The sequence below is a fragment of the Bradyrhizobium sp. Ash2021 genome (genome assembly GCF_031202265.1).
Classification (GTDB): Bacteria; Pseudomonadota; Alphaproteobacteria; order Rhizobiales; family Xanthobacteraceae; genus Bradyrhizobium.
The window spans coordinates 1,471,367-1,493,236 of record NZ_CP100604.1; the positions used below are offsets into that span (position 1 = coordinate 1,471,367).

A 21,870-nucleotide genomic window follows, 5' to 3' on the forward strand; every position below is an offset into this window, starting at 1 on the left:
TTGACCGCCGATAGCGGGACCTTTAGGTTCCGCGCCCAAGCCAACCAAACCTGAAGAATTCAAGCGAAAGAGGATCGATGAAGGTTCTTGTGCCGGTAAAGCGGGTGGTCGATTTCAACGTCAAGGTCCGCGTCAAGAGCGACGGAACGGGCGTGGAACTGGCCAACGTCAAGATGTCGATGAATCCGTTCGACGAAATCGCCGTCGAGGAAGCCCTGCGGCTGAAAGAGGCCGGCAAGGCGACTGAAGTGGTGGTGGTGTCGATCGGTCCGGCGCAGGCCTCCGAGACCATCCGTACCGGTCTTGCGATGGGCGCCGACCGCGGCATCCTGGTCAAGGCCGAAGGCAATGTGGAACCGCTGGCGGTCGCGAAGATTCTGAAAGCCGTCGTCGACCAGGAGAAGCCCGGCCTCGTCATTCTCGGCAAGCAGGCGATCGACGACGACAGCAACCAGACCGGCCAGATGCTGGCGGCGCTGCTCGGCTGGTCGCAGGCGACCTTTGCCTCCAAGCTCGAAGTCGACGGCTCCGATTTCAAGGTGACGCGCGAGGTCGACGGCGGCCTGCAGACCGTGAAATTGAAGGGCCCGGCGATCGTAACGACCGATCTGCGGCTGAACGAGCCGCGCTATGCGAGCCTGCCCAACATCATGAAGGCGAAGAAGAAGCCGATCGACGACAAGAGCGCGTCCGATTACGGCGTCGATCTCACGCCGCATCTCGAAGTGCTGAAGACCACGGAACCCCCGGGCCGCAAGGGCGGCGTCAAGGTCAAGGACGTCGCCGAGCTGATCTCGAAACTCAAGACCGAAGCCGGGGTTCTCTGATGACCACGCTGTTGATTGCCGAACACGACAATGCGTCGATCAAGGATTCCACCAACAAGGCGCTGACCGCGGCTGCCGCACTCGGCGCCGACGTGCATGTGCTGGTCGCCGGTGAAAATGCCAAGGCGGCCGCCGACGCCGCCGCCAAGCTCGCCGGTGTCAAGAAGGTGCTGCTGGCGGATGGTGCCGCCTATGCGCACGATTTGGCCGAGCCGCTGGCCGCGCTGATCGTGGCGCTGGCGCCCGGCTACGACGCCTTCGTCGCGCCCGCGACCTCGCGCTTCAAGAACGTGATGCCGCGGGTTGCAGCGCTGCTCGACGTCATGCAGGTGTCCGAGATCATCAAGGTGGTTTCTCCCGATACGTTCGAGCGGCCGATCTATGCCGGCAACGCGATCCAGACCGTGAAATCGAAGGACGCCAAGAAGGTGATCACGGTGCGGACCTCGACCTTCGCGGCCGCCGGCGACGGCGGCAGTGCGCCGGTGGAGAACACTGCGTCCGCGGCCGATCCCGGCCTCTCCAGCTTCGTCGGCGAGGAGGTCGCGAAAAGCGACCGCCCCGAACTGACCTCGGCAAAGATCATCGTCTCCGGCGGCCGTGCCATGCAGAGCCGCGAGAATTTTGCCAAATATATCGAGCCGCTCGCCGACAAGCTCGGGGCCGGCGTCGGCGCCTCGCGCGCCGCGGTCGATGCCGGCTATGCGCCGAACGACTGGCAGGTCGGCCAGACCGGCAAGGTGGTGGCGCCCGAACTATATGTCGCGATAGGAATCTCCGGCGCGATCCAGCATCTCGCCGGCATGAAGGATTCCAAGGTGATCGTCGCGATCAACAAGGATGAGGACGCGCCGATTTTCCAGGTCGCCGATTATGGCCTGGTCGCGGACCTCTATCAGGCGGTTCCGGAACTGACCGAGGCGCTCGGCAAGCTCGGAAAGTAAGCGACAGTCAAACGGCGGCCGGATGACGAAAGTCCGGCCGGTGTTGGTTTTAGGGACAGCGTTTTCAAGCGAAGTGGATCCCGCTTCGCGTGAAGAAAACGCGTTAAACATAGATTTAAAGCCGCGGTTAGAACCGAGGCTTTATGGGCATGGGCAGGCGCGATGTGCGCGCCGTTCCGGTGGATGACATTATGACGGTGCCAATCAAGAAAGTCGGCGTGATCGGTTCGGGCCAAATGGGCAATGGCATTGCGCATGTGGCGGCGCTCGCCGGCTTCGACGTGGTGCTCAACGACATATCCGCCGACCGGCTGAAATCGGCGATGGCGACCATCAACGGCAATCTGTCGCGCCAAGTGGTCAAGAAGATCATTACCGAGGACGCGCGCAAGCAGGCGCTCGGCAAGATCGTCCCAGCGGAGACGATCGATGGATTGGCGGACTGCGATCTCGTGATCGAGACCGCGGTTGAGAAGGAAGAGACCAAGCGCAAGATCTTTCACGACGTCTGCGCGGTGCTGAAGCCGGAGGCGATCGTCGCGTCCAACACCTCGTCGATCTCGATCACGCGGCTTGCGGCATCGACCGACCGTCCCGAGCGCTTCATCGGCATTCATTTCATGAATCCGGTGCCGCTGATGGAGCTGGTTGAACTGATCCGCGGCATCGCCACCGACGACGCGACCTTCGACACCGCCAAGGAATTCGTCACGAGGCTCGGCAAGCAGATCGCGGTGTCCGAGGATTTCCCCGCCTTCATCGTCAACCGCATCCTGCTGCCGATGATCAACGAGGCGATCTACACGCTCTATGAGGGCGTCGGCAATGTCGAGGCGATCGATGCGGCGATGAAGCTCGGCGCGCATCATCCGATGGGGCCGCTGGAGCTGGCCGATTTCATCGGCCTCGATACCTGCCTGTCGATCATGCAGGTGCTGCATGAGGGGCTCGCCGACTCCAAATACCGGCCGTGCCCGCTGCTGGTGAAATATGTCGAGGCCGGCTGGCTCGGCCGCAAGACCCAGCGCGGCTTCTACGACTACCGCGGCGAAAAGCCGGTCCCGACGCGCTGAGTTTCGTCATTGCCGGGCATAGCCGTCCGAAGGACGGCGTCGCTTCCGCTCGCCTATGACCCGGCAATCCGTCCTCTCTGAAAATGCATTTAGTGGAGAATGATGGATACGCGGGTCAAGCCCGCGTATGACAGGTTCAATCGCTGTCAGGGCCGTTGTCTCCTGCCCAGAAATTCCAGCATTCGTTAACCCCCGTCCGCTAGTCTCCCCGCGTTCGGGGGTCCTGCGTATGGATATGATCTCGAGTATTCTTTCCGCTCAAGCGGGGAATACCCAGATGCAGGTCGCGGCCACGATCATGAAATCCAACGCCGACGCCGAGAAATCCGCGGTCCTGACCCTTCTGGGCGGCCAGTCATCGCCTTCGACCGCCAATCTCGGCCCGGGCGTCGGCGGCAATCTCAATATCTCCGCCTGAAATTTCCGCCTAAAACCCTGCGGCCGCCGGCTGCACCGCGGCCTTGATCAGCTTGATGGCGTCGTCGCTGGCCCATTCGGCCGGACCGGCAATGTTGGCGATTTCGCAGCCTTGGGCATCCACCAATACCGAGGTGGGCATCCCCAGCGCCTTGCCTATGCTCTTAAGGTCCTGAAAAACCTTGGCTTTTTGGTCGGTGAAATAGCTGAGCCGGGTCAGATTGGCGTCTTTCAGGAAGTTTTTTGGCTTGTCGGGATCGCGGGTGTCGATGTTGATCGCGACCACCTCAAAATCCTTGCCGCCGAGCTTGGTCTGCAGGCTGTCCAGCGCCGGCATTTCCTTACGGCACGGCACGCACCAGGTGGCCCACAGGTTGAGCAGCACGGTCTTGCCGCGCCAGTCGGACAGTTTTCGGGGCTTGCCGTCGGCATCTTCGAAGGCCAGATCCGGCAGCCGCAAGGGGGTTGTCGCCATGGTCAGGGCGGCGACTTCGCCATGCGCCAGTGGCCCGATCTTTTGGGCGAGGCTGACGGCGCCATTGCAGGCGGAATCGCCGCTCGCGCCGCGCTTGAGGCCGCCGACCCCATAAACCCCGGCAAATCCGATCAGCGTGCCCACCACGACCGCGCCGATGGCAAGCGGGATCCGGCGCGTGGCGGCCGAGGGAAGCTGGGGCGTTTCGGGCATATCGTTTGTCATCCTGTATCAGATACGGCTATGCAGTGCCGAATACTACGGTCGAGACCGGCCCGGCGTTTCGCTGGCCCCGGCGATAAATGCAAGTTCTGGATAAGAAGTCATGAGCAACAAGATGTGGGGCGGCCGGTTCTCGGAACGTCCTGATGCGATCATGGAGGAAATCAACGTCTCCATCGAAGTCGATCGTCACCTCTATGCCCAAGACATCGCCGCGTCCAAGGCCCACGCCGCGATGCTGTCGGCGCAGGGTATTATCACCGCTGGTGATGCGAAAAATATCGATAAAGGTCTAGACACGATTTTGTCAGAAATCGGCAAGGGATCGTTCGAATTCAAGCGCGCGCTCGAGGACATTCACATGAATGTCGAGAGCAGGCTTTTCGAACTGATCGGGCCCGCCGCGGGAAGGCTGCACACCGCGCGCTCGCGCAACGACCAGGTCGCAACCGATTTCCGGCTGTTTGTCCGCGACACCATCGACGAGACGGATGCGGCGCTGGCCGCGTTCCAGCACGCGCTGGCGACGCGGGCGCTGGAACATGCCGCGACCGTGATGCCGGGCTTCACCCATCTGCAGACTGCGCAGCCGGTCACGTTCGGGCACCATCTGCTCGCCTATGTCGAGATGGCCGCGCGCGACCGCGGCCGGTTTGCCGATGCACGCAAGCGCCTGAACGAATCCCCGCTTGGTGCCGCGGCGCTGGCCGGCACGTCGTTTCCGATCGACCGGAATGCGACGGCGAAGGCGCTCGGCTTCGACCGGCCGATGGCCAATTCGCTCGACGCGGTTTCCGACCGCGACTTCGTGCTCGAAACTCTGTCGGCGGCGTCGATCGCCGCCGTGCATCTGTCGCGCTTTGCCGAGGAGATCGTGATCTGGACCTCGCCGCTGGTCGGCCTGGTGCGGCTCTCCGACAAGTTCACGACCGGCTCCTCGATCATGCCGCAGAAGCGCAACCCCGACGCGGCCGAACTGGTACGCGCCAAGACCGGCCGGGTGATCGGCGCGCTGACCGGCTTGCTGATCGTGATGAAGGGATTGCCGCTCGCCTATCAAAAGGACATGCAGGAGGACAAGCAGGGCGCGATGGAAGCGTTCGGCGCGCTCTCCCTGGCGGTCCGGGCGATGACCGGTATGGTCGAAGACCTGGTGCCGGACGAGGCGCGGATGAAAGCCGCCGCCGGCGAGGGCTATGCCACCGCCACCGATCTCGCCGACTGGCTGGTGCGGACGCTGAAAATGCCGTTCCGCGACGCCCATCACGTCACCGGACGCATCGTCGGCGTGGCGTCGAAGGAGGGCGTGGCGCTGCACGAACTGCCGCTCGAGGCGATGCAGGCGGTCGAGCCGAAGATTACGGCCGAGGCGCTGAAGGTGCTTTCGGTCGAGTCTTCCGTGAAAAGCCGGACCAGCTATGGCGGCACCGCGCCGAACAACGTGCAGGCGCAGGCCAAAGCCTGGCTGAAGCGGCTGGAAAAAGAGCGAAAATTGGGCTGAGGATAAAAATTTCGCTGCAATTTCATGATTATCGGGGGATCGTCAGGTCTCGCCACGGCAACGCAATCTTTGTAAGGTGCGGCCGCTTATTGGGGATTTCGTCGTGATCAGTAACTACCGCCTGACATCATCGGGATGGGCCCTCATCCTGCTGAGCGTGATCGTGCTCGCGCTGGGCGGCTGTGGACGCAAGGGCCCGCTCGACCTGCCGCCGACCGCGAACGCACCGCCTCAGGCGACTGCGGCGCCGGATTCCGACGCCGCGCGGGCCGCTCAGCCCGGCGTGTTCAATCCGACCTACGGCGCGGATGCTCCGCCGGAGGCGCCCAAGGGCCGCAAGAAATCATTCGTCCTCGACCCGCTGCTGAACAGTAACTGAGCTGATGCGGTGGATTTGACATTCGCTACAGTGTTGCCGCGAGTCCTCCTGGCGAATGTCAAATCCAGGGCCGCATCAGAGTCATATTTTGCTAGTGTTCCTGAGGTTCTAACATTCGCAAATGTGCTCGCTGCAAGGTATTGCGAATGTTAGAACCGGAACACTAGCCATGAATCATTTCGACTATCGCAACGGCGTGCTGCACGCCGAGGCGGTAAATCTTATCGATCTGGCGGAGGCCGTCGGCACGCCGTTCTATTGCTATTCGACCGCGACCCTGGAGCGCCATTACCGGGTCTTTACCGAAGCCTTCGCCGGCGAAAAGGCCATGGTCTGCTACGCCATGAAGGCCAATTCCAACCAGTCGGTGCTGCGCACGCTGGCCAAGCTCGGCGCCGGCGCCGACGTGGTTTCCGGCGGCGAGTTGAAGCGTGCGCTGGCCGCCGGCATTCCGCCGCAAAAAATCCTGTTCTCGGGCGTCGGCAAGACCGAGGCCGAACTGCGCGCAGCACTTGCCGCCGACATTCTCTGCATCAACGTCGAATCCGAGCCCGAACTCGAATTGCTGTCGCGGCTGGCGGTCGAAAGCGGCAAGACCGCGCGGATTTCAATCCGGGTCAATCCGGACGTCGATTCCGGCTCGCATGCGAAAATCTCGACCGGCAAATCCGAGAACAAGTTCGGCATTCCGATCGCCCGCGCCCGCGAGGTCTACGCCCGCGCGGCCAAGCTGCCGGGAATCAAGGTCACCGGCGCTGACGTGCATATCGGCAGCCAGATCACCGATCTGGGGCCGCTGGAGGTCGCCTTCCGGCTGTTGGCCGAATTCGTGCAAACGCTGCGCGCCGACGGCCACACCATTTCGCATATCGACTTCGGCGGCGGGCTCGGCATTCCCTATTACATGGACCGCGAAGCCCCGCCGGCGCCCGACGCCTATGCCGCGATGGTCAAGCGCGTGACGCATAATCTCGGCTGCACGCTGATGTTCGAACCCGGACGCATGATCGTCGGCAATGCCGGCATCCTCGTTACCCGCGTGATCTATGTAAAACCGGGCGACGCCAAGAATTTTGTCATCATCGATGCCGCGATGAACGATCTGATCCGCCCCACTTTGTATGAGGCGCATCACGACATCCTGCCGGTCCGTGAGGCCGCGGAGGGCGCGGACACGATCACCGCCGACGTGGTCGGGCCGGTCTGCGAAACCGGCGATTACCTCGCGCTCGACCGCAATCTGCCGGAGCCCAAGGCCGGCGATCTCCTGGCGATCATGACCGCCGGTGCCTATGGCGCGGTGCAGTCCGGCAGCTACAACACCCGCGCGCTGGTGCCGGAAGTCCTCGTCAAGGGCGATCAATACGCCGTGGTGCGCCCGCGCGTCGAGGTCGAGGCGCTGATCGCGATGGACAAGCCGGCGCCGTGGCTGTGAGGCAAGGCGTATTTCTGGAACGGTTCGTTCAAAGCGAATGCCGCGTCCGCTAATCGTTGCTTTGCGCGCCTGACGTGGGCGCCGCGGCAACGATCTCGGGAGCCCGGGAGCACCGGTTCCGCCGGGCGTCGTCCGATTGGGTAAAACCCACTGCCTATTCCCGATACAAGCATGAATTCTTCTTTTTGGCCCCGGACGGTTGCTGCACCTGCCTGGTGATCTTAATGTCTTGGACTCGTGCTGGACATTTCGGGACAGCGTTGTGGCGAGCTGTTGCGCGGCCGGCTGACCGGCGAAGGCATGCGTTGATGGCAAGCGAGCGGAAGCGGAGAATTTGTACAGCTCATGATCGATCCCCTCTACGTCGTTTCGGGATTCGGCGTCGGCCTTCTTGTTGGCATGACGGGCGTGGGCGGTGGCTCGCTGATGACTCCGTTGCTGATCCTGGTGTTCGGCGTCCATCCGGCGACGGCGGTCGGCACCGATCTGCTCTACGCCGCTGCCACCAAGACCGCCGGGACCGCGGCGCACGGTTGGGCGAGGAGCATCCACTGGCCGGCGGTGATCCGGCTCGCAAGCGGCAGCATCCCGGCAAGCATCCTGACGCTCGTTATTCTGTGGCAGCTTGATCTCAGCGGCGAATCCTCGCGCAGCCTGGTCAACCTGGTGCTCTGTTTTGCGCTCCTGCTCACCGCAGTGTCGCTGATATTCCGTAAGTCAATCATGCAGCGCTATCGTCGGCGTCTGGAGCAGATCAACCCCGGCACCGCCGCCCGCGCGACCGTGCTGGTGGGTGTTGCGCTTGGCGTGCTGGTCTCGATTTCTTCGGTCGGGGCCGGCGCTGTCGGCGTAACCGCGCTTCTGCTGCTCTATCCACAACTGCCGATGGCGCGCATCGTCGCATCCGACATCGCGCACGCGGTGCCGTTAACGCTGGTTGCCGGGATTGGACACTGGGCGACGGGTGCGATCGACTGGCACCTGATGGCCGTGCTGCTGGTGGGCTCGTTGCCCGGCATTTTGATTGGCAGCTATTGTGCGCACCGCGTACCGGAAACGGCGCTCCGACTGGTGCTCGCTACAACTCTGATCGTGGTTGCCGGCAATCTTGCATCCCACGAGCTGCATTCGTCATCCTCGAATATCACCGCTTTCGCCCGCAGCACCGCCCACTGACGAGCATGTTCGCGGACGCTTTGGCGTCAAGTCGATCGCCCGACCATGGCGGGTTGGGGCAGGCGTCACCTCCTGCTTAACCCATCGCCACCTTGTCGCCCTTGGCGTCGTGCTGGCGTTGGTCGAGCCACATCGTGCCGAGCGCGAACGCCAGCCAGCCGAAATAGTAGGCAAAGCCTGTCATCAGAACGATCCAGCCGGGAATCGGTCCGACGGCGGCTCGATCGGAATATTCGACCAAGGTCGCCGCAGGCGTCGGATGGATGGCTATCTTGCCATAGTAGGCGATTGCCTGGATGGCGAAAATCCAGACGTAGTTGCGACGCAACCGCCGCCCCGCCGCGCGGACAAACGAAATGTGGTGGCGCGGCACCGTGTAGTCGCGTGCGAGAATCACCTGCCAACTATCGTCGCGGGCTTCACCGGTGAATATTGGCGCATAGAAATTCATCTCCAGCCAGCGAGCGCGGGCGCGCCAGACATTGAAATAGCGATAGCGCCGCGCCTCCATGCCGAGAAACACCGCAAGCAGCAGCCCTACCAGCACAAGGGGCAGGGGTGACGCCTCCGGGCTCGAAAAGGTCGTCGACAGCGCGATGCCCATCGTGACGATCGACCAATTGGTCGTGTTGTCGAGCCGCGTTCGCCAGATCGTCGAGCGATAGACTTCGCCGCGGTAGAGATGGGCGATGGCGCCCATTTCGGCGGAATCGAATGTGTGTCGGGGCTTTGCTTCGTTGGAAACCGTTGGAGACATGACGGGGCTCCGCTTGTCCGTTCATTCGATCACTTCGTCAACGCGGGCGAGAAATGCCGCCGGAATGGTCAATCCGATTGCCTTCGCGGTCTTGAGGTTTATGAGCAGCTCAAACCTGGACGGCAGCTCGACCGGAAGGTCTGCCGGCCTGGCACCCTTCAGGATCTTGTCGACGAAAACAGCGGCCTCGCGGTACATGTCGGCTTCTGCGGCGAAATAGGCCATGAGCCCGCCGTCGCCGACGAAGTCTCGCCATCCGCAAATGGCTGGTATTCGGTGGCTCAGGGCCAGTTCCGCCGCTCGTTTGGTCGGCAGGCTGGGCTGGACGATGACGGCGTCGGGTCGCGATCTCTGCATCGACTGAAAAGCGGCGTCGAGTTCTTCGGAACCGTGGACCAGGATCGGATCAATCGCCGTTCCGGAGGCCTGGCCGGCCAGCTGGATCTCCCTGACAAACACTTTCGAGAAAGGATCGGGTGCATTTGCGAGCACCGCAACCCGGTGCACCGACGGCACAATCTCGCGGATCAGTTCGATAAATTTCGCAGACAGCTCCGCGTTCAGGCTGGAGTTGCCGGTGACATTTCCACCTGGCCGGGCCAGGCTCTCGACCAACCCGGTCCCGATCATGTCTCCGCAGACCGCGCACACGATTGGAATCTCGCGCGTCGCCTGTCTGGCGGCAACAGCGGCCGGAGTGAACCAGGGCACGATCACGTCAACCTTGAGCCGCACCAGTTCGGCTGCCAACTCGGGAAGGCGGCTTATCTCTCCCTGGTCCGATCGAAACAGGAACCGAACGTTTTTCCCGTCGACGTAACCGATCTGGCGCAGCGCCTCGCGAAACAATTCCCAGAATTGTTGCCAGCCGGGAGCCGCGCGCACCAGGACGCCAATGGTTGGCACGTTGGTCTGCTGAGCCGACGCCGTGAGCGCATAAAGGGTCGCCGCGCCGCCAATCAATTGGAAGAATGTGCGCCGTCTCATGCCAGTCCCCCTTCGGAGAACTTGCGGCATACTACTTGAAACCGGCTAGCCGCGCTACCGCTCGGCCGGACGACGGGGTGTTGCGAGCGGCCTCACTTCGCCGCGTGACTGCCGCCCTTGGCGCCGCCGACGACGACGCCCGCCGCTTTCTCGATCGGCTTGATCGCCGAGGTGAAATCCGACTCCGGACCCATGTCGCGGATCACGACTTCCCAGAGCCGGCCGACGGCTTCGGCGACTTCCATCGACAGTCCGAGCGACTTCATCTCCTCGAGACACAGCCGCACGTCCTTCACCATCAGTCCGGTGGCGAAACCGAAATCGAAGCTGCGCGGCAGCACGGCGCGCGGAAACTTGTCGCGGCTGGCGGTGTTCAGCCCAGAGCCGGCGTTGATGACGTCGATCATCACGGCGGGATCGAGCCCGGATTTGACCCCCATCACCACGGCTTCCGAGGTCGCGACCATCGCGGTGGCCGACAGGAAATTGTTGGCGAGCTTCATGGTCTGGCCGGAGCCGGGTTTCTCGCCGATGAAGAACACCTTGCCGATGACGTCGAGCGCGGGCTTCAGCACCTCGAAATCGGTGCGCGGACCCGACACCATCACCGCCAGCGTTCCCTTCTCGGCGCCGCCGACGCCGCCCGAGACGGGACTATCGACCTGCACGATGTTGCGCTTGGCGAGCAGGCCGTGAATCCGCACCGCCATCTGCGAGCCGACGGTCGAGAGATCGACGAAGCGCTTGACGCGCTTGCCTTCGATGACGCCGCCGGTGCCGGTTGCGACGTCGAGCGAGGCCTGCAGTGACGGCAGGCTCGCCAACACGGTCTCGCAGCGGTCGGCGATTTCCTTCGACGACGCCGCCGCTTGCGCGCCGATCGCGATCAGTTTGTCGACGACTTCCTTGCGGGTGTCGAACACCGTCAACTGATGCCCGGCCTCAACGAGCCGCCGCGCCATCGGAAAACCCATTTTGCCGAGGCCGATGAATCCGATTTCCATGATGATGTTTCCCTTATTTCACAACGTCATTGCGAGGAGCCAACGGGTCGCGCGAATGCGCGCCCGATGACAGGCTCCGCGACGAAGCAATCCATTTTTTCTTTGCGCGGCGAGATGGATTGCTTCGCTTCGCTCGCAATGACGGCCCAAATGGGCTCTCACCCCTTGTCGATCTCGGCGAACACTTCGCGCGCGATTCGAAAACTGTCGACGCCCGCGGGAACGCCGGCGTAGATCGCGACCTGCATGAAGACTTCGCGGATTTCGTCGCGGCTCACGCCGTTGGTGAGCGCGCCCTTGATGTGCACGCGCAGTTCATGCGGCCGGTTGAGGATCGAGATCATGGCGAGGTTGAGCATGCTGCGGGTCTTGCGCGGCAGTTCCTCGCGGCCCCACACCGCGCCCCAGCAATATTCGGTGACCAGTTCCTGGAACGGCTTGTTGAAGCTGTCGGAATTCTTCAGCGCGTTGGCGACATAGGTCTCGCCGAGCACCGCCTTGCGAATTTCCAGTCCCTTGTCGTGCGTTTTCTGGTCCATGAGGTTTCCTCGATGTTTGTTTGGGCGGCCTTTGATGGCTCGACACCGGAGCTTTACGGGGTCGCAGCCCCGCAGTCACGCCTTCGTGTTATGCGTATTTCCGGGTGTGGGTTACCGGCTGAAACGGGTGCCTCATTGCCGCCGCTGTGCTAGGCTTGCCTGTCGGCAACCCGGAGATTTTATTGAGCGGCGCCACCCCCGACCCACCGGAGCCCGCGCGCGAGCCTGACACCATCGCGCGGCTGCAGCTGACGCAGGCCCTGCAGCGGGCCAAATATGCGATCGCGTGGGAACGCGGCTGGCCTAGTCTCGCGCGTCTGTTGAGCGTCATCGGACTGTTTTTGGTGGTGTCCTGGGCCGGATTGTGGCTGACGCTGCCGTTCGTGGCGCGCGCCATCGGCAGCGGCCTGTTCGTGCTGCTGGCGGTCGGCACGCTGTTCCCGCTGATTCGTTTCCGCTGGCCGACCCGCGAGGAGGCCCTCCGCCGCCTCGACCGCGGCACTGGCATCCGCCATCGCCCCGCCACCGCGCTGACCGATACGCTCGCGACCAGGGATCCGGTCGCGCTGGCGCTGTGGCAGGCGCAGCGCGAGCGGACGCTGGCGTCGCTCAAGCGGATCCGCGCGGGGCTGCCTTCGCCGCGGCTGGCGATCCATGACCCCTGGGCGCTGCGTGCGCTGGTCATGGTGATGATGGTCGCAACCTATGTGGCCGCCGGCGACGAACGCGCGCTGCGCGTTGCCGCGGTGTTCGACTGGAACGGCGTGCTGGCGCCGGCCAATGTCAGGGTCGACGCCTGGGTGACGCCGCCAAACTATACCGGCAAGCCCCCGATCATCCTGTCGGCCGCCAACAAGGATGCCGGCACGCCCGATAGCGGGCCGTTGCCGGTTCCGGCCGGCAGCACGCTGCTGGTGCGCTCCAGCGGCGGCACCATCGATGTGGTGGTCGGCGGCGGCGTGACCGAGATCGCACCCAGCGCCGAGGCGCCGAAAGGCACCAACGAACGCCACTTCAAGATCGCGGCCGACGGCACCGCGCATGTCCGCGCCCCCGCCGGCCAGCCGCTATGGAAGTTCACCGCGACGCCCGACCGCCCCCCGACCATTGCGCTGGCGAAAGATCCGGAGCGCCAGGCCCGCGGCTCGCTGCAGATGTCCTACCGGCTCGAGGACGATTACGGCGTCACCGAAGCCCGCGCCCAATTTGCCGTGCGCCCCGGCGATACCCCTAAAGAAACCGGCAAGGAAACCGGCAAATCCGCGGAGCCACGGCCGCTGTTCGATCCGCCGCAGTTTGCGCTGGTGCTGCCGAATGCGCGCACCCGCAACGGCGTCGGCCAAACGGTGAAGGATCTCAGCGAGGACCCCTATGCCGGCGCCGACGTCACGCTGACGCTGACGGCCAAGGACGAGGCCGGCAATGAGGGCCGCAGCGAGCCGTTCAACATGAAGCTGCCGGAGCGGCTGTTCACCAAGCCGCTGGCGCGGGCCCTGATCGAGCAGCGCCGCATCCTGGCGCTCGACGCCAACCAGAATGCGCAGGTCTTTACCGCGCTCGACGCGCTGATGATCGCGCCGGAATTGTTCACGCCGGAAGCCGGCCAGTATCTCGGCCTCTACAGCGTCGCGCGGCAGCTCGAAGCGGCCCGCACCGACGATGCGCTGCGCGAGGTCGTGGCGAGCCTGTGGGCGCTCGCGGTCACCATCGAGGACGGCAACATCACCGATGTCGACAAGGCGCTGCGCGCAGCGCAGGACGCGCTCAAGCAGGCGCTGGAACGCGGCGCCAGCGACGAAGAGATCAAGAAATTGACCGACAATCTGCGCGCGGCGATGGACAATTTCCTGCGCCAGCTGGCGCAGCAGCAGGATCGGGCGCCGATCCCCAATATGCCGCCGGTGCCGGAGGAAGTTCGCGTCATCCTCGAACAATCCAAGGCGCTGCGGGAAAAGACCGCGCATGCGACCGAAGACCAGCTGGAAGATCTGGCGATGCAGCAGGAGGCGTTACGGCAGCGCTTGAAGAACTTCCGCGATACGCACAAGCCGAGATGATCGAGCACCGATGATGATCGCAAAATTCATCTCAATGGGTCAGGAAAGCGCCAGCCGCGCGAAAGGCTGTGGGCGCGCGATGGTTGCCGCGCTGATCCTGGCGATCGCGCTCTGCGCGCCGGCGTTCTCGACCGCGGCCAAAGCCCAGGAAGCGCTCGATGAGCTGCTTGAGAATGCCGAAAGGGCGATGCGGGATTCCGTCGATAATCTGAAGAGCAAGAAGACCGACGGCAGTCTCAGCAATCAGTCCGAGGCGATCCAGAATCTGGAAAAATACGCGTTCCGGCCGCGCATATTGAGCGACCGCGATCTGAAGAGCATGCTCGATCGCCTCGAGCGGCTGTCGAAATCCGGTGACAAGGATGCCGCCAAGCAATTGCTGGAGCAGTTGCAGCAGATGCTGGAAAACCTGCAGATGGCGCAGCCCGGCCAGCCCGGCGACAGCGAGATGGAGCAGGCGCTGAACGAACTCGGCGACATGATCCGCAAGCAGCAGCAGTTGCGCGACAAGACCTTCAAGCAGGGCCAGGATTCGCGGCGCGACCGGATGCGCGGCAAGCAGGGGGACCAGGGCATGGCCGACCTGCAGCAGGACCAGCAGAGCCTGCGCGACCGGCTGAAGAAACTGCAGGAACAACTCGCCAAGCGCGGCATGGGGCCGGGCCAGCGCGGCGAAAAAGGTCAGAAAGGCGAGAAGGGTCAGGGCGGCGAACAGGGGCAGGGCGAGCAAGGCGACCAGGGCGACGGCGAGGACGGCCTCGATCAGGCCGATTCGGCGATGGGCGATGCCAGCGGTAGGCTCGGAGAAGGCAATGCCGACGGCGCCGTGGACTCGCAGGGCCGCGCGCTGGAGGCGTTGCGCAAGGGCGCCCAGAACCTCGCCGACGCCATGCAGCAGGGCGATGGCGACCAGTCCGGCGATGGCCCGGGCAATCGCGCCGGCCGGCAGCAGAGCGGCGGCAACCAGACCGATCCGCTGGGCCGGCCGCTGCGCGGCCGCGAATTCGGCGACGATCTGACGGTGAAAATCCCCGGCGAGATCGACGTACAGCGGGTGCGTCGGATCCTGGAAGAACTGCGCCGGCGCCTCGCCGATCCGTCGCGTCCGCAGATCGAACTCGATTACATCGAGCGGCTGCTGAAGGATTACTGAGCGGTTGGGCGCCCGCCGCCGTCATTGCGAGCGAAGCGAAGCAATCCATTTCTCCGCGGAAAAGAAAGAATGGATTGCTTCGTCGCTTCGCTCCTCGCAATGACGAGTTGTCGGGGCTTCTTCCCCGCTACCCCTTCCTCGCCGCCAGCGCATCCGCCACCGCGGTGCGGATATCCGCCACCGAGAACGGCTTTGTCACGACGTCATGCACGATCGCATCGAGGCCGGAGGCGCGTTCGCGCTGGGCGGCAAAGCCGGTCATCAGCAGAATCGTCAGCTTCGGAAAATCGCGCGCCGCCGCCAGCGCCAGCGCGATCCCGTCCATCACCGGCATCTGGATATCGGTGAGCAGCAGATCGAAGGCGCCGTTCTCGCGGGTCAAAATCTCCAGCGCTTCGGCGCCGTCTTCCGCGGTGGCCGTCTGGTGGCCGTCCATGGCGATGGCGCGCGCCACCAACAGGCGCATCGAGTCTTCATCGTCGGCGATCAACACGCGTGGCATGGAATGTTATCTCTCGCGCGCTCGAAAACGCTCTATTAATTTGACGCGTTTTCTTGACGCGAACCGGGATCCACTTCGCTCGAAAACGCTATGTTACGCATGGCCGCCGGCCAAATCCCGCTTGTTGAAGAATCGTACATCAATATTGCGGCCTTCGGGCGGCGGCGAGGCGAGCCGCGACTTGAAAAATGCCCGTTCGCCGGGCTGCAGCACCGCCTGTTCGAGCACCGCGTTCCAGGCATAGATTTCCGCGCCCTGGGCGTCGCGCACCGAAAAGCGCAGCCGCGGCAGTTCGACCGGCTTGCGGGTCTCGCCGACGATCACGCCTTCGATCACCAGCACCGGCTTGCCTTCCACGGTTTCGTTGCTGATCTTGATGTCTTTGAACGCGAGCCCGCGCAGGTTCACGTCCAACCCCACCATCCGGTAGAACGTCGCGGTCTGCGGCAAAAGGCGCACCACGTCGGCGCGCCAGATCACCAGCGCCAGCAGCAGCGCGCCCATCGCGGCACAGGCGGTGGGCAGGCCGACCACCGGCATGAAGGGAATGCGGGGCAATGCGGGCAGCCGGAACAGCCGGGCCAGTCGCGACGCGTGCGTCGAAACGACCTCCTCATGGGCCTCGGCGTCTTCCCGGGCGACCGACGGCCAATCGGTGCCTTCCCCGGAGCCTGCGTTCCCGTCCGGCCAATCGGCCGAAATCGAGGGGCTGTCGACCACCGGGGTCTCCTGGCCCTCGTCCTCGCGCGCCATCGCTTCCCATTCCGCGGCAGCGTCGGCCTCGGTGGTCGATTGGCCGGCCGCGGCCATCGCCGGTACCGGCGCCGGGATATCGATCGCGTCCTCAGGCCGCGCCAGCCACACTTCCTTGCAACGGGAACAGCGGACCGTACGTCCGGCGGCACCGAGGGTGGCCAGATTGATGGCGTAAGATGTTGTACAATGGGGGCAAACGATGTGCATGGAGCCCGATTTCCACCTTGTCTCTGTCTCGATGCTACAATGCGACCGTTAACGAACCGGAAACCATAACCGACGCAAAACCGTTTTGCCGGGTTCGCGGCCGGGCCGGCGGGCTGCACGCCCGAGGCTGTTCGCAAAGTGACTGTGCTCGAGGTGGCCGTTCTCAAGGTTCTGGGTTCCCGGCCACGCCCCAAATCGAACGGAGCTGAGATTGGTTCGGTTCGAAAATGTCGGATTGCGATACGGGCTCGGCCCGGAGATTCTGCGCGACCTCTCGTTCCTGATCCCGGCCCATTCCTTCCAGTTCCTCACCGGGCCGTCGGGCGCCGGCAAGACCTCGCTGCTGCGGCTGTTGTTCCTGTCGCTGCGGCCGACCCGCGGGCTGGTCAATCTGTTCGGCCAGGACGTCTCGCTGCTCGGCAAGGACCAGGTCGCCGACCTGCGCAAGCGGATCGGCATCGTGCTGCAGGATTTTCGCCTGCTCGACCACATGACGACCTACGAAAACGTGGCGCTGCCCTTCCGCGTGATGGGCCGCGACGAATCCAGTTACCGCCGCGAAGTGATCGATCTCCTGAAATGGGTCGGCCTCGGCGAGCGGATGGATGCGCTGCCGCCGATCCTGTCGGGCGGCGAAAAACAACGCGCGGCGATTGCGCGCGCGGTGATCTCGCGGCCGCAGCTGTTGCTGGCGGACGAGCCGACCGGCAGCGTCGATCCGACGCTGGGCCGGCGGCTGCTGCGGCTATTCATCGAATTGAACAAGTCCGGCACCGCGGTCATCATCGCGACCCACGACATCACGCTGATGGATCAGTACGAGGCGCGGCGGCTGGTGCTGCACCAGGGACGGCTGCATATCTATGAGTAGGCTCGATGAGTAGACTCTATCCATGAGTAAACTTGGCAACGAGCATGCCCCGCTGGTGGACCTCGGGCACGAACGGCCGCAGTTGCCGGCGCGGGCGCGCAACATGTCGCCAATCGTGCCGCGCGCCTCGATCTCCGGCCGCGCGCTGGTCGCGGTCGTCGCCATCATGACCTTCCTCGCCTCGATCACGACCGGCACCGTGCTCCTGGTGAGCGCGTCGGCGGCGGAATGGCAGTCGGAAGTGGCCTCCGAAATCACCATTCAGGTGCGCCCTCTAGCCGGGCGCGATCTCGACCGCGACGCCGCAGCGGTCGCCGAAGCGATGCGGGGGCAGCCCGGCATCATCGAGATCCGGCCGTTCAGCAAGGACGAGTCCGCCAAACTGCTGGAACCCTGGCTCGGCAGCGGATTGTCGCTCGACGATCTGCCGGTGCCGCGCGTGATCGTCGCGCGGCTGCAGCCCGGCGCGACGCTCGACCTCGCCGCGCTGCGCGGCCGGGTGACGCAGGCCGCACCGTCCGCCACCGTCGACGATCATCGCGCCTGGATCGAGCGGATGCGCTCGATGACGGGCGCCACCGTGTTTGCCGGCATCGGTATCCTCGCGCTGGTGATTATCGCGACCATCATTTCGGTGTCGTTCGCGACACGGGGGGCGATGGCGGCGAACCGTCCGATCGTCGAGGTCCTGCATTTCGTCGGCGCCGGCGACAGCTACATCGCCAACCGCTTCCTGCGGCATTTTCTGAGATTAGGCCTCGAAGGCGGGTTGATCGGCGGCGGTGCCGCAATGCTTGGTTTCGGCTTCTCCGAATCGATCGCGGGCTGGTTCTCGGGCACCCCCGTCGGCGATCAGTTTGCCGCCCTGCTGGGGACGTTTTCGCTGCGTCCGTCGGGCTATCTGGCGCTCGCCGCCCAGGCGGTGCTGATCGCCGCGATCACGGCCTGGGCCTCGCGGCGGACGCTGTTTTCGACGCTTGACGACATCGATTGACGGCCCGAACCGGTATCCACTTCGCGCGAAAAGCGCTGTAGAATTACCTTGGGGACGAGGATTGCCAGCATCGCATGAGTTTGCCGCCCGACGATAATTCGCCGAACGCGCCGGCCGTGCCGCCGCGGGGATGGCTGCGCGCGACCATCGTCGCTGTGCTGGCGACCCTGTTCGTCGGCGCAGGCGTCGGCTTCGTCGGCTTTCTGTCGCAACTGCGCGGCGTCGAAATCAAGCCGGCGCGCAATGCCGACGGCATCGTGGTCCTGACCGGCGGCTCGTCGCGGGTGTCGGATGCGATGGAATTGCTGGCCGGCGGCTACGGCAAGCGGCTGTTGATCTCGGGCGTGCATCCGACCAGTGCGGTCAGCGACATTTCCCGCTTGCTGCCCGACAACCAGTCGCTGCTGGGCTGCTGCGTCGATCTCGACCGCTCGGCGGTCAATACCAGGAGCAATGCGGCGGAGACGCGGCGCTGGGCCCGCGAGCGCGGCTTCAAGTCGCTGATCGTGGTGACATCGAATTACCATATGCCGCGTGCTATCGTCGAATTGTCGCATGCGATGCCGGATATCCAGCTTATTCCGTTCGCGGTGGTCGGCGACAAATGGCGCGACGAGCCGTGGTGGACGAGTGGCGCGACCTTCCGGCTGTTGCTATCGGAATACGCCAAATACGTCGCCGCGGAGGTCCGGGTGCGGCTGGCCGATGCCGGCCTCGATCTCGTGCCCGATTTTGCCGAACAGCCGCCCGGTTCGCTCGCGCCACACCGGCCGGCGACGGCGCTTGCCAACTGATGTATTAAACGTCGTCATTCCGGGATGGTGCGCGAGCACCAGACCCGGAATCTCGAAATTCTCAGATGCGCGATTGCGGGTCATAGTTCGCTTCGCGTCCCGGAATGACGGAATGAGAGGGTGCGGTTTTCGATGGTTCTGATTTTCTTGCGTTCGCTGGTCTTCAACGTGCTGTTCTATCTGCTGCTGGTGTGCTGGCTGATCATCGCGATCCCGACCTTCCTGATGCCGCGCTGGGCGATCCTGGGCATTGCGAAATGTTGGGCCCGCAGCAGCATCTGGCTGCTGCGCGTGATCTGCAACACCAGGGTGGAGTTTCGCGGCACCGACAAGATCCCGAAGGGCCCGCTGATCGTCGCGTCCAAGCATCAGTCGATGTGGGAGACGTTCGCGCTGATGCCGTTGTTCGCGGAGCCGCTTTATATCCTCAAGCGCGACCTGACCTGGATTCCGTTCTTCGGCTGGTATCTGATCAAAGCCAACATGATCGGGATCGACCGCGACGCCGGCGCCCGCTCGCTCAAGGATATGGCCCGCCGTGCCGCCGAGGCGGTTCGGCGCGGCCGTCAACTGATCATCTTCCCCGAGGGCACGCGCAGGCCGGTCGATGCCGAGCCGCACTACAAGTCCGGCATCGGCATGATCTATGTCGATTGCGGCGTGACCTGTCTGCCGGTCGCGCTCAATTCGGGACTGTTCTGGCCGCGCCGCACCTTCATGCGCTATCCGGGCACGCTGGTGGTCGAATTCCTCGATCCCTTGCCGCCAGGCCTCTCCCGCAAGGAATTCAACACCCGCATTGCCACCGGCATCGAGGACGCCACCAACCGGCTGGTCGAGGCGGCACGCCGCGAGCAGGCGCAATTGTTCGGCCGGGTGAAGAGTTCGGCGCCGGCGAAGGGGTAGAGCGTTTTGGTGCGTCGCGCTTTGGCCGAGCGGCCAAATCCCCGGCAGTGCAGGAGAGCGGCGAACTCCTCAAGGCGGACTGGATGTGCGACATGCCGAGACAATTGCCGCAGCAGCTTCATCAGCCTGGACGCCCGACAGCTGGCGCACGAGGCAAACGTAATATCCTTTGCTGCTTTCATTCAACAAGGAGTCGCCGTTGAGTGCGAGCCAATTGCAGGCAGAACGGATGAACTGAATGGCCAGGGATGATCTCGTATCGCGGATGGCAGACAGCTCGCATTGAGCCTGTTTTTCTGTGCTGGTTTGCGCGATGACCGATCCGGAGGAAGCAAGAAGCGTTCCGGCAACGACGATGATGGTCAGAATGGCTGACAGCGGGTGAGCCCATCCTTTGACCCAGCCACCAGCACACCCATCGAGAACGCTGTGGATGCGCCAACCGGTGGCTACCTCGGCGCCCGCGGGCGGGACCGTCCGGCTTTCGCAGATCGTGCCGTGCACAAGCCCCTCCAGTTAGCGGCGTGACAAACTTCATCGATCGGGGGTGCCTTGACCGCACCAGTCAGGCAAAGCTGACGACCGCGGGTCGTAAGAGCAAGGCGTTTGGACCTATGGCCGGAATTTGTTAGCTGGCGCGGGAGGAGTCAAGAAGAACCGTCGGCGCGACATCGTTGTCTGAATTTCATGATGATGCGGCGCGTACATCGCGATCGTTGACTCGTGTCCGCAGTCGCCGGCGAACATTCTCGATGACTGGGCTCCGCGGCTATGGTTGGTTACTTGCCGACCTTGACTGTGAAGGCGCGCGCCGGCGCGCCGCGGAACGGAGAAAAGCATGATTGTCGACCACGTCAGGCTGCGTGCGCTTGCCAACCGCAACGTCACGGCGGGTGGCAGTTCGCCTGCCGAGGCAGCCATTGTTGCCGAGCATCTGGTCGAGTCCAACCTGCGCGGCCATGACAGCCATGGCGTCGGGATGCTGGTCGCCTATGTGCGCGACCTGGAGGGCGGGACGCTGAAGGTCAACCAGACGCCGGAGATCGTGTCGGACACCGGCACCATCTCGGTATGGGATGCCCGCGCCGGCTACGGCCAGGTGGTCGCCCGCCAGGCGGTCGAATGGGCGATCGAGGCGGCGCAGAAGCATGGCGTTGCGGTGAACGGGTTGCGCAACGCGCACCATATTGGCCGCGTCGGCGCCTATGGCGAGATTGCCGCAGGAGCGGGAATGGTGGCGCTGCACTTCGTCAACGTCGCTTCGGGACCGCCACCGGTCGCGCCCTTCCGCGGCCGGGAGGGCAGGTTCCTGACCAATCCGGTCTGCATCGCGATTCCGGGCACCGATAACAACGCGTCGATCCTGCTCGATTTTGCCACCAGCCGGGTGGCCCTGGGAAAGGTGAGGGTTGCGCACAATGCCGGCAAGCCGATGCTCGACGGCGCGTTGCTCGACCACAAAGGCCAACCCACCACCGACCCCTCGGTGATGCACAGCGAGCCGCGCGGTGTGGTGTTGCCTTTCGGCGAGCACAAGGGCTCCGGATTGGCGCTCGTGTGTGAACTGTTGGCGGGGGCCATTGTCGGCTCGGCGAGTGTCACCACGCCAACGCCGCCCGAGCGCGGCATCATCAACGGTATGCTGAGCATCGTGATCGATCCCGGCAGGCTTTCGATGCGCGACAGCATGATGAGCGAGATCGACGCCATGATTTCCTGGGTGAAATCGGCCAAGCCTGCCGACCAGGATCTCCCGGTCCTGGTCGCCGGCGAGCCCGAGCGAATGGCCCGCGCCGCGCGCATCGCCGATGGCATCGAAATAGATGACACGACCTGGGCCCAGTTGTCAGCGATCGCCGAACGCTATCAGATTCGAGTGGATACCTGAGCGGGC

General features: G+C 64.0%; 23 protein-coding genes. 15 read left to right on the plus strand and 8 right to left on the minus strand.

The window, feature by feature from the left end:
- The first annotated feature begins 77 nt into the window (after window positions 1-77).
- The 4 genes from NL528_RS07030 (at window position 78) to NL528_RS07045 (ending at window position 3,262) form a co-directional block, all read left to right on the plus strand.
- Window positions 78-827: an electron transfer flavoprotein subunit beta/FixA family protein gene (locus NL528_RS07030; RefSeq protein WP_309181972.1), complete on the plus strand. Its 750-nt coding sequence runs from the start codon at window positions 78-80 to the stop codon at window positions 825-827.
- Entirely contained in the window at window positions 827-1,771 is a 945-nt protein-coding gene (locus NL528_RS07035) for an FAD-binding protein (protein ID WP_309181973.1), read from the plus strand. The genes NL528_RS07030 and NL528_RS07035 overlap by 1 nt, the downstream gene beginning before the upstream one ends.
- A gap of 191 nt (window positions 1,772-1,962) precedes the next feature.
- Window positions 1,963-2,844 carry a 3-hydroxybutyryl-CoA dehydrogenase gene (locus NL528_RS07040; RefSeq protein WP_309181974.1) on the plus strand — a complete coding sequence of 294 codons (882 nt, stop codon included), beginning with the start codon at window positions 1,963-1,965 and terminating at the stop codon, window positions 2,842-2,844.
- A 235-nt stretch (window positions 2,845-3,079) separates the two neighbouring features.
- A complete protein-coding gene (locus tag NL528_RS07045) occupies window positions 3,080-3,262 on the plus strand; it encodes a hypothetical protein (protein WP_309184820.1) in 183 nt (60 codons plus the stop codon).
- A gap of 9 nt (window positions 3,263-3,271) precedes the next feature.
- Here the strand turns inward: NL528_RS07045 and NL528_RS07050 are convergent, their stop codons facing one another.
- A complete protein-coding gene (locus NL528_RS07050; RefSeq protein WP_309181975.1) occupies window positions 3,272-3,949 on the minus strand; it encodes a TlpA disulfide reductase family protein in 678 nt (225 codons plus the stop codon).
- A gap of 112 nt (window positions 3,950-4,061) precedes the next feature.
- Between NL528_RS07050 and argH the strand changes: the two genes are divergently transcribed.
- The 4 genes from argH (at window position 4,062) to NL528_RS07070 (ending at window position 8,449) form a co-directional block, all read left to right on the plus strand.
- Entirely contained in the window at window positions 4,062-5,459 is a 1,398-nt protein-coding gene (argH, locus tag NL528_RS07055; RefSeq protein ID WP_309181976.1) for an argininosuccinate lyase, read from the plus strand.
- Between the two features lie 103 nt (window positions 5,460-5,562).
- On the plus strand, window positions 5,563-5,838 hold the full coding sequence (locus NL528_RS07060; RefSeq protein WP_309181977.1) for a lipoprotein: 276 nt from the start codon (window positions 5,563-5,565) through the stop codon (window positions 5,836-5,838).
- Between the two features lie 169 nt (window positions 5,839-6,007).
- Window positions 6,008-7,273, plus strand: coding sequence for a diaminopimelate decarboxylase (lysA, locus tag NL528_RS07065; protein ID WP_309181978.1), 1,266 nt, complete (start codon window positions 6,008-6,010; stop codon window positions 7,271-7,273).
- Window positions 7,274-7,618: 345 nt separating this feature from the next.
- Window positions 7,619-8,449, plus strand: coding sequence for a sulfite exporter TauE/SafE family protein (locus NL528_RS07070; RefSeq protein WP_309181979.1), 831 nt, complete (start codon window positions 7,619-7,621; stop codon window positions 8,447-8,449).
- 76 nt (window positions 8,450-8,525) lie between these two features.
- Here the strand turns inward: NL528_RS07070 and NL528_RS07075 are convergent, their stop codons facing one another.
- The 4 genes from NL528_RS07075 to NL528_RS07090 form a co-directional block, all read right to left on the minus strand.
- Window positions 8,526-9,206 (minus strand): DUF2270 domain-containing protein, encoded by a 681-nt coding sequence (locus NL528_RS07075; protein WP_309181981.1) that lies wholly within the window; start codon window positions 9,204-9,206, stop codon window positions 8,526-8,528.
- Between the two features lie 21 nt (window positions 9,207-9,227).
- Window positions 9,228-10,169, minus strand: a complete 942-nt coding sequence (locus tag NL528_RS07080; protein WP_309181982.1) for an ABC transporter substrate-binding protein — start codon at window positions 10,167-10,169, stop codon at window positions 9,228-9,230.
- 116 nt (window positions 10,170-10,285) lie between these two features.
- Window positions 10,286-11,197, minus strand: coding sequence for an NAD(P)-dependent oxidoreductase (locus NL528_RS07085; RefSeq protein WP_309181984.1), 912 nt, complete (start codon window positions 11,195-11,197; stop codon window positions 10,286-10,288).
- Window positions 11,198-11,355: 158 nt separating this feature from the next.
- On the minus strand, window positions 11,356-11,736 hold the full coding sequence (locus tag NL528_RS07090; protein WP_309181985.1) for a carboxymuconolactone decarboxylase family protein: 381 nt from the start codon (window positions 11,734-11,736) through the stop codon (window positions 11,356-11,358).
- Window positions 11,737-11,918: 182 nt separating this feature from the next.
- On the opposite strand from NL528_RS07090, the gene NL528_RS07095 reads away from it, so the two are divergent.
- Both NL528_RS07095 and NL528_RS07100 read left to right on the plus strand, forming a co-directional pair.
- Window positions 11,919-13,793, plus strand: a complete 1,875-nt coding sequence (locus NL528_RS07095; protein WP_309181986.1) for a TIGR02302 family protein — start codon at window positions 11,919-11,921, stop codon at window positions 13,791-13,793.
- Between the two features lie 79 nt (window positions 13,794-13,872).
- The gene (locus NL528_RS07100; protein WP_309184821.1) at window positions 13,873-14,946 is read left to right on the plus strand and encodes a DUF4175 family protein; all 1,074 of its coding nucleotides are present in this window, start codon (window positions 13,873-13,875) and stop codon (window positions 14,944-14,946) included.
- A gap of 127 nt (window positions 14,947-15,073) precedes the next feature.
- Here NL528_RS07100 and NL528_RS07105 read toward each other — a convergent pair whose 3' ends face one another.
- Together NL528_RS07105 and NL528_RS07110 are read right to left on the minus strand one after the other, a co-directional pair.
- Window positions 15,074-15,448, minus strand: a complete 375-nt coding sequence (locus NL528_RS07105; protein WP_309181988.1) for a response regulator — start codon at window positions 15,446-15,448, stop codon at window positions 15,074-15,076.
- A gap of 93 nt (window positions 15,449-15,541) precedes the next feature.
- The gene (locus NL528_RS07110) at window positions 15,542-16,411 is read right to left on the minus strand and encodes an MJ0042-type zinc finger domain-containing protein (RefSeq protein ID WP_309181989.1); all 870 of its coding nucleotides are present in this window, start codon (window positions 16,409-16,411) and stop codon (window positions 15,542-15,544) included.
- 211 nt (window positions 16,412-16,622) lie between these two features.
- On the opposite strand from NL528_RS07110, the gene ftsE reads away from it, so the two are divergent.
- From ftsE to NL528_RS07130, 4 genes are all read left to right on the plus strand, one after another.
- A complete protein-coding gene (gene ftsE / locus NL528_RS07115) occupies window positions 16,623-17,282 on the plus strand; it encodes a cell division ATP-binding protein FtsE (RefSeq protein ID WP_074270991.1) in 660 nt (219 codons plus the stop codon).
- Window positions 17,283-17,304: 22 nt separating this feature from the next.
- A complete protein-coding gene (locus NL528_RS07120) occupies window positions 17,305-18,276 on the plus strand; it encodes an ABC transporter permease (protein ID WP_309181990.1) in 972 nt (323 codons plus the stop codon).
- A gap of 74 nt (window positions 18,277-18,350) precedes the next feature.
- Window positions 18,351-19,070 (plus strand): YdcF family protein, encoded by a 720-nt coding sequence (locus tag NL528_RS07125; RefSeq protein ID WP_309181992.1) that lies wholly within the window; start codon window positions 18,351-18,353, stop codon window positions 19,068-19,070.
- Window positions 19,071-19,202: 132 nt separating this feature from the next.
- Complete coding sequence (locus NL528_RS07130; RefSeq protein ID WP_309181993.1) at window positions 19,203-19,976, plus strand: 1-acyl-sn-glycerol-3-phosphate acyltransferase; 774 nt, start codon at window positions 19,203-19,205, stop codon at window positions 19,974-19,976.
- Between the two features lie 69 nt (window positions 19,977-20,045).
- Here NL528_RS07130 and NL528_RS07135 read toward each other — a convergent pair whose 3' ends face one another.
- Window positions 20,046-20,480, minus strand: coding sequence for a VF_A0006 family four-cysteine protein (locus NL528_RS07135; RefSeq protein ID WP_309181995.1), 435 nt, complete (start codon window positions 20,478-20,480; stop codon window positions 20,046-20,048).
- A gap of 334 nt (window positions 20,481-20,814) precedes the next feature.
- On the opposite strand from NL528_RS07135, the gene NL528_RS07140 reads away from it, so the two are divergent.
- Window positions 20,815-21,864: a malate/lactate/ureidoglycolate dehydrogenase gene (locus NL528_RS07140; protein WP_309181996.1), complete on the plus strand. Its 1,050-nt coding sequence runs from the start codon at window positions 20,815-20,817 to the stop codon at window positions 21,862-21,864.
- Window positions 21,865-21,870 lie beyond the last annotated feature (6 nt).